Origin of the sequence: Actinoplanes sp. NPDC049118 (genome assembly GCF_040648555.1) — a bacterium.
Taxonomy (GTDB): domain Bacteria; phylum Actinomycetota; class Actinomycetes; order Mycobacteriales; family Micromonosporaceae; genus Actinoplanes.
Genome location: NZ_JBEZDY010000019.1, coordinates 173,404 through 180,747, shown reverse-complemented (window position 1 = coordinate 180,747; position 7,344 = coordinate 173,404). Strand labels below are relative to the sequence as shown.

Below are 7,344 nucleotides of genomic sequence, written 5' to 3'. Positions count from 1 at the left end.
AGCCGTTCCCCGGGCGAGGCGCACGGGTGCGAGTGCGAGGAAACGTCAGCGTCGCCGATAACTATGTGGTGGATGAGGTTGAGCAGGCGTTGCAGGGGAGTGTGCAACGGCTTTGGCGGGTGCAGCGCATCGTGCGGTTGGTGCCGATTGGCCATGGACGCGGAACGCAGCGCACGTATCCGCAGCAGGTAGAAGCGATCCGGCACACCGGCGATGCCAGCAGCTATCTGCTCGATCTTGTCGCTCCTGCCACGGATAGACCAGTAACGCATGGTGCTTGATCAGGTGCACTGATCTGCCGCAGATAACGCGCGTTCGGGGTTCGTCGCTACCGGCACCGGCTCTGTCGCCGGCAATTCTCGCAGTTGTCCTTGGTGATGTAGTGAGCCGGTCCGCAGTGACGCCGGACCGGGGTGGAGATTGCCGGCACGCTTACTCGTGCAATGCGGTCTCGTAGGCCGAGCGGAGCTCGTCGGCCGCTCGCGGAGCGTGAGGATCCGGCCGAGGGGCGCCGAGGTGCAGGTGGCGCAGATCGTCCATGAAACGAGCGAGTAGTCCCGGGCCGCCGTCGCGTAGCAACTCTGCACGAACCCGCAGGCGACGTTCGCCGCTGCGGTGGGCGAGGCCCCACGAGCCGAGCGCCACCATGACCGGCAACGTTTGGATGCCGGCCTCCGTGAGCGAGTAGGCCGCCCGTTGCCCACGCCGGGCTTCCTGCCGCGTGAGCAGACCCGCATCCGAGAGCCGCCGCAAGCGGCTGCTGAGGATGTTCGGGGCGATGCGTTCCTCGCTGCCGGCGAGCAGTACGCGGAAGTGACGCCGGTCGCCGAACATGATGTCGCGCAACACGAGCATCGCCCACGGGTCGCCCAGGACCTCGACCGCCTGATTGATCGGGCAGCCCGAGCGTGGCGCGGGATCCATCGACAGCCCTCCTCGCAAGTGATTGCAGATTACTATCACTCTATTTAGGGTGGCGGCTAGCAGTAGCAGACCGCTATCACTGGAGGGCTGATGCCAGGCCGGTTCGTGTACTGGATGAACGTGTCCCTCGACCTGAGGATCGAGCACGCCAAGGACGAGCAAGGCGGCGGATCGTGGATGCGCATCGGCGAGTCCCTGCACCACGAGTTCAACTCACGAGCGCGAGCGCTGTCGCTCATGGTCCAGGGACGCACCATCTACGAGACGATGGAGGGATTCTGGCCGAGAGCGCGCGACGACGCCTCGTTGCCCGGCTTCCTTCGCGAGTACGGTCAGATCTGGACCTCGATGCCGAAGGTGCTGGTGTCGCGAACGCGCACCAGCGCCGAGCACAACACGCGGGTCATCAATGCCGACGACGCCGTCCGCGCGCTCGCGGACCTGCGCGCGCAGACCGAGGGCGACATCGGCGTCGGGGGTGCCACGCTGGCAACCGCGCTGCTCCGGGCCGGGCTGCTGGATGAACTGCTGCTCTTCACCCACCCCGTCATCCTCGGTGCCGGCCGACCGCTGTTCGACAGCCACGACGAGCCGCTGGAGCTGGACCTGCTCGAGCAGGTGCGCTTCGACCAGGGCGTCACGCTCCACCGATACGCCGTCCGTAGGTTGCGTGCATGACCATGAGCACCGGACTTGCCGTGTTGACCTGGCCACTGCACACCGACCGGCTGACGTTGCGGCCGGCAACCGCGGACGACGCCGACGCCACCTGGCGTTTCCGCCGCCGCGAGGACGTGAGCCGTTGGATCACCCGTGCTTCTGCCACCCTGGACGAGCACCGGACCTGGTTCCTGGCCCCCGACAGTCTGGCCAGGACCCTCGTGATCGAGCACAGCGGTACGATCATCGGCGACCTCATGTTGAGGATCGAGGACGCCTGGGCCCAGGCGGAGATCGCCGAACGCGCCCGCGGCGTGCAAGCGGAGCTGGGATGGGTGCTGCACCCGGAGCACGCCGGCCACGGATACGCCACCGAAGCCGTCCGGGAGCTGCTCCGGCTCTGCTTCGAGGATCTCGGGCTGCACCGCGTGACGGCCACCTGCTTCGCCGCCAACGAGGCATCGTGGCGACTCATGGAACGTGTCGGGATGCGCCGTGAGTTCTACACCGTCCGGGATTCCCTGCATCGATCCGGCGAGTGGCTCGACTGCGTCGGCTATGCGCTGCTCTGCGACGAGTGGCCCGGTTCGGCATAGCCTGCGGGTCGCGCGGCATGATCCGGCGACTCGTGCAGATTCCCCGTACCGCCAATCGGTCGAACCGTCTCGCGGTCCGGGCGAGGATCGGGGGCGCTGGTCTGCGCGTGGAGGGCGAGGCGCGGTGTGCGGCCCAGCGGGCCCACCGCTTGCCCTTCTTCAACATCGTGAACGTTCCTGGTCACGGCACTGGGTTCTGTCCCGCGGATCATGCGTGGTGATCATGGATGACGGTTGTTGAACCGGTCTGGCGCGTGGTGATCTGAGCAGTGAGGAATGGGCTGTGTTGGAGCCGTTGGTGCCGGCGCAGCCCACCCGTGGCGGGCGGCGGCGTGATCCGCGGACAGAACCTAGTCGGGTTCGACGCCCCACTCGCCGGTCTTGCGCCACTTCAGCGTGGCCAGGCTGCGCTCCCAGTCACGGTTGTTCTCGTCCACCCATTCGCACTCCCGCTTCGCGGCGATCATGTACGGCCCGGCGTGGAAGTGCGGGCGCGGGTGGCCCCAGGAATGGAACTCGCTGCCCAGCTTGCCGCCCTCCTCCGGCCGCAGGTGGTGGTAGGCGAGCAGGTCGGCCGGCTCACCACGGAACGGGCCGGCCGGGCCGGCCGGGATGCGCCACTCCTCGACCTCCGGGGCCCACCGGCGCAGCGCGATCGGATCCGGGATGCTCGGTGGCACGGTCGGCGTCGCGTCCCACTGCCAGAGCTCGCCCGGGTTGTGCAGCCACGACCACGACCGGTCCGAGCGGCACACCACGGGAAGGCCGGGAGACTCGGCGTTGCCCCAGATCTCGTGACGCTCGTCCGGGCCGCCGGCCACCCGCTCGTAGCCGCAGGCCGCCAACTGTTCCGGGTGCGAGGCAGTGTTCGACCGCATCGAGCGGGCCAGCCACCGGGCGTCGGCTCTGTAGGGATCGGGCCAAGGGTCGCCTTTCTGCCAGCTGTGGCGGTCGGCTTCCGGGCCCTCGAAAGCCGTCACGACCACGCCGGGACCGTGCACCGTGGCGAACACAAGCCATCGACCCCGGCGCCGCGGCCGCCACGAGGAGTCCGCCCGGTACTGCCGTACCGGGACGCGGGCGCGCCGAACGGCCGGATCGCCGAGGATCTCGGGATCTCGCGCAACATGGTCCACAAGTGGCGTAACCGGTTCGCCGCCGAACGGCTTCAGGGGCTGCTGGACGAGCCGCGGCCGGGCCGGCCACGCACGATCGCCGACGCGGACGTGGAGCGGGTCATCACCACCACGCTGGAGACTACGCCGAAGGACGCCACGCACTGGTCGACCCGGTCGCTGGCCGCCGAGGTCGGCCTGTCACAGACCGCGGTCTCCAGGATCTGGCGGGCGTTCGGCCTGCAGCCGCACCGCCAGGACACGTGGAAGCTGTCCAAGGATCCGCAGTTTATCGACAAGGTTCGTGACGTCGTCGGGCTCTACCTCGACCCGTCCGAACGGGCCGTGGTGCTGTGTGTCGACGAGAAATCGCAGATCCAAGCCCTCGATCGGACTGCGCCCGTGCTGCCGATGCTGCCCGGCACCCCGGCCAGAGCCAGCCATGACTATGTCCGCGCCGGCACGTCCAGCCTTTACGCCGCTCTGAACCTGACCACCGGCAAGGTCATCGGCAGCCTCCACGCCCGGCACCGCGCGATCGAGTTCAAGAAGTTCCTGACCACCCTGGACCGTGAAATCCCCGCCGACCTGGACGTGCATGTGGTGCTGGACAACGCCTCCACCCACAAGACCCCGGCGATCAAGCGCTGGCTGGCCGGGCACCCACGCTTCGTCCTGCACTTCACCCCGACCAGCAGTTCCTGGCTCAACCTGGTCGAGCGCTGGTTCGGCGAGCTGACAACGAAGAAGCTGCAACGGGGCACCCACCGCAGCGTCCGCGCCCTCAACAAAGACATCCGCGACTGGATCGGGACCTGGAACGACGACCCGAAACCCTACGTCTGGACCAAGACCGCCGACCAGATCCTCGAATCCATCTCCCGCTACTGCACCCGCATTAACGACTCACGACACTAGATAGCTATCGGAGTAGGGCAATCGCGCCCAGGGTGGCTCCGTGTGCCGCTACGGCGAGATGCAGTCCGGTCCAAAGCCAGTGAAGACGGATCTTTTTCAATCGTGGAAATTCGCGGTCGTGCTCGGTTCGGAATTCCTGGAGGTGAGGGTTGTCGGCGAGTGCGCCGAGATCCTTCAGCGTCGCCGTGAGCGCACGAGCTTGCGTGCGATGATAATGTGCCCGCTCGTGACATTTTGCACTTGACAAAGCGCCGTATATTCCAATTCCCATGATTAGTCCGGCCACGGCCACCGTGCCGATGGCGAATTTTTGCTGGACGGTGAAACCACTGAGGCCGGCGGTAATCACAAGGAAGAAATTCGTCAAAGTCGCGCGCTGCGTCTCCGACTGACGAAGCTGTTGGCGGTGCTCGTTCCAGTACGCCAAAATGGCGCCGACTTGTTCGTTCATATGTGTCGATCTCTGCTAGCTGGTTGGCGATGGATCGGCGGACTCTACAAGGGTCATACCGGTGCAGTCGTTCACCTGCACCTCTTTGTAAAGGGGGTGAGGTTGTAGTGGGTGTCCGCTCCTGGCGGGCGTGAAGCCGTGCCCGGCATGATCCAGCCAACTCGGAAGACTACGGGGCGTGCTGCCTTCGTCGCACAACGCCACGCCGTCTGCGCTGGGTTCATCCATGACCCGCAACGCCTGGGGCGACACCCGATCCCAGTTCACCCGCCAGGGTCACCGCCACGATCGGGCAGGCGATCAACCCCGGATCAGCAGGGAGTCGCGGCTGCCGTCCACGTTGGCCAGCCCGAGGGTCAGTGGGGCTATGCCCGCCGGGAGGAACAGCCGGGGCGGCAACTTGCCGGAGATGGAGCGGTCCTCCAGCGGCTACGCCGCCCGGGGACACCTGTGAGGCCATGCGCCATGTCCCGATCCGTCGGCATTCCGGCACGCATCTTTAGCTCATCGCGAGCGTTCCGCGCCGCTGGCCGCGTGTGAGAACAGCCTCCTTGCAGGCAAAATATGGTGTCTGCTATATTCCATACCGTGACGACGAAGGAGGTACCGATGCCCCGCGGCAAGCTCAGCAGTCGGGAGCGCATGGTCAACAGCACGGTGAAGCTGCTGGCCACTCGCGGTGCGGCGGGTACCACCATCGACGGCGTTCTCGCCGACAGTGCCGCGCCGCGGGGGTCGGTCTACCACCACTTTCCGGGCGGCCGGGAGGAGCTGATCACCGCAGCGGCCCGCGTCGCCGGTCACCGGATGTCAGCGTTCCTGCGGCAGGACGACGGCCCGGTACACCCACGGGAGGCGCTCGCGCGCCTGGGTGAGTTCTTTCGGTCGCTGCTGACAACCAGCGACTACCGCTCGGGCTGCCCACTCGTCGGGCTCACCGTCGACGGCAGCGACCTGATGCCCGCCGCCTCCGAGATCGCCCGCGAGGTGTTCGTCGGCTGGCAGGAGCAATACCGCGACCTGCTCGCCGCGCACGATGTCCCGCAACAGCGAGCGGCGACCCTGGCCACGCTCACCGTCGCCGCCATCGAGGGCGCGGTGATCCTGGCCCGCGCCCAGCGCAGCACCGCGCCACTGGACGACGTCATCGCCGAACTGACCGCGCTGCTCTGACCCCCCAACACCCAACCGCCCACCCCAGCACCCCATCTGGGCACCCTTCAAAGGAGACACCCGTGCCAATGCTCGACGTCTACATCCCTACCGGCGCGCTCGACCCGGACGCCGAACACATCCTGATGGACGAGTTGACCTCGATCCTGATGCGCGCCGAAGGCGCCGACCCGTCGAACGCCTTCGTGCGCCAGATCTCCTGGGCCTTCCTGCACCGGCCCGAGGTCTTCGTCGGCGGCACCACCCCCGACAAGCCCCACTACCGGGTCATCGCCGGGGTACCGGAGGGACAGCTCAACGGCACCGTCAAGAAGCAGCAGCTCATCTCGGAAATCACCGAGGCGGTAGTGCGCGCCGAAGGCTCCGGGGACAAGAACGCCCATCACCGGGTGTGGGTCTTCCCGATGGAGATCCGCGAAGGCCACTGGGGTGCCTCCGGCGGTGTTCAAGGACTCGCCGACATCCTGGGCGCCGCCATCGGCGACGCCGACAAGGCCCGCCAAGTCGCGGAACATCGCATCACCCAGAGCCGCCAGGAACGAGGCATCCGCACCGCCTGAGCAACCGTCAGGCCGGCCAACGGCCAACGGCCGGCGGTGAACCGCCTCAACAAGCAGATGGCCGCAGGTTCGAACCCTGCCCCCGGCCACCGGATGGGACCAGGGTGAATGCCTGGTCCCATCCGCCTGCTTTGCCCGGCGCCTGGCGAAGACTCACCGTGGTCGACCACCGCTGCGAACCGTGATTCGCGGTGCCATCACGACGTCTTCCTCACCCAGGCTCACCCCGGGCGGTCGGGCCGGAAAAAACCGAAAAGATCTACAGTCCCGTCCAGGCGCGGGCCGGGGTCCGGGCTGCCTGGGTTCAGGTAGTCGCCGTGCCGTCCACCAGGTCGGGCGATGCCGCCGTTTATGGGTTCGGCTGGGCGCGGGGTAGGCACAGCACTTCGTGGGTGTGTACCGGGTCGGCCCACACGGTCGCGCCGGGTGGGCCGTAGTTGGCGCTGACCCGCTTGCGGGCCTGCTTGGTCAGGTTGTCCGTGACCCGGGTCAGTACCTGCTGGACCGGCAGGGCGATGGGCTGGGTTTGGATGTGGCCCGGTTCGGCGCGGCAGAGATCAATACAGAGTAAGCTGGCGCCCTGGCAAATCTGCAGTGCGGGAACGGTAACGCGAAATAAGGGGCACGCTCCTAGCCGCCGCACATACAATTCACCAGGATCGACCGGGCAGCGGTCCTGCTCGACTGCCTCATCGAGCCGAGGACATCGGGTCGTCGTCGTAGCCGGGGAAGGGGCGCCCGGTCATGCGCGCAATGGTTCCATACGGCCTGAGCCGAATCCCGGCATCGCCGGTGATGCGATTTGGCCGCAGCGCGGTGATATCCAGGCGGCGCGCTCAGGCATAACGGTGCAGGCTGATCTGCGCCCGGCCGCCATCGGCTTGGACGGTGGCTGCGCCTACTGATCACGACAATTGGTCACGACGCCGGAATCGCCACGATGGCAA

General features: G+C 67.1%; 8 protein-coding genes and 1 pseudogene. 6 read left to right on the top strand and 3 right to left on the bottom strand.

From position 1 onward, the window contains the following. The coding region (locus tag AB0B58_RS28425; protein ID WP_360229704.1) for a hypothetical protein at positions 1-281 on the top strand (281 nt) is incomplete at its 5' end. 151 nt (positions 282-432) lie between these two features. Here the strand turns inward: AB0B58_RS28425 and AB0B58_RS28420 are convergent. Then, on the bottom strand, positions 433-924 hold the full coding sequence (locus AB0B58_RS28420; protein ID WP_360229702.1) for a helix-turn-helix domain-containing protein: 492 nt from the start codon (positions 922-924) through the stop codon (positions 433-435). A gap of 90 nt (positions 925-1,014) precedes the next feature. On the opposite strand from AB0B58_RS28420, the gene AB0B58_RS28415 reads away from it, so the two are divergent. Both AB0B58_RS28415 and AB0B58_RS28410 read left to right on the top strand, forming a co-directional pair. Continuing rightward, complete coding sequence (locus AB0B58_RS28415; protein WP_360229700.1) at positions 1,015-1,602, top strand: dihydrofolate reductase family protein; 588 nt, start codon at positions 1,015-1,017, stop codon at positions 1,600-1,602. Continuing rightward, positions 1,599-2,180, top strand: coding sequence for a GNAT family N-acetyltransferase (locus AB0B58_RS28410; RefSeq protein ID WP_360229698.1), 582 nt, complete (start codon positions 1,599-1,601; stop codon positions 2,178-2,180). Before AB0B58_RS28415 ends, AB0B58_RS28410 begins: the two co-directional genes overlap by 4 nt. Positions 2,181-2,530: 350 nt before the next feature. Here AB0B58_RS28410 and AB0B58_RS28405 read toward each other — a convergent pair whose 3' ends face one another. Beyond that, on the bottom strand, positions 2,531-3,166 hold the full coding sequence (locus tag AB0B58_RS28405) for a hypothetical protein (RefSeq protein WP_360229696.1): 636 nt from the start codon (positions 3,164-3,166) through the stop codon (positions 2,531-2,533). A gap of 87 nt (positions 3,167-3,253) precedes the next feature. Between AB0B58_RS28405 and AB0B58_RS28400 the strand changes: the two are divergent. Continuing rightward, a pseudogene (locus AB0B58_RS28400) lies at positions 3,254-4,213 on the top strand (IS630 family transposase); the annotation flags it as partial. Between the two features lie 4 nt (positions 4,214-4,217). On the opposite strand, the gene AB0B58_RS28395 reads toward AB0B58_RS28400, so the two are convergent. After that, positions 4,218-4,664 carry a hypothetical protein gene (locus tag AB0B58_RS28395; protein ID WP_360229694.1) on the bottom strand — a complete coding sequence of 149 codons (447 nt, stop codon included), beginning with the start codon at positions 4,662-4,664 and terminating at the stop codon, positions 4,218-4,220. 588 nt (positions 4,665-5,252) lie between these two features. Here AB0B58_RS28395 and AB0B58_RS28390 point away from each other — a divergent pair. Both AB0B58_RS28390 and AB0B58_RS28385 read left to right on the top strand, forming a co-directional pair. Then, the gene (locus tag AB0B58_RS28390; protein ID WP_360229692.1) at positions 5,253-5,837 is read left to right on the top strand and encodes a TetR/AcrR family transcriptional regulator; all 585 of its coding nucleotides are present in this window, start codon (positions 5,253-5,255) and stop codon (positions 5,835-5,837) included. A gap of 68 nt (positions 5,838-5,905) precedes the next feature. Next, positions 5,906-6,397, top strand: coding sequence for a hypothetical protein (locus AB0B58_RS28385; RefSeq protein WP_360229690.1), 492 nt, complete (start codon positions 5,906-5,908; stop codon positions 6,395-6,397). The last annotated feature ends 947 nt before the right edge of the window (positions 6,398-7,344 follow it).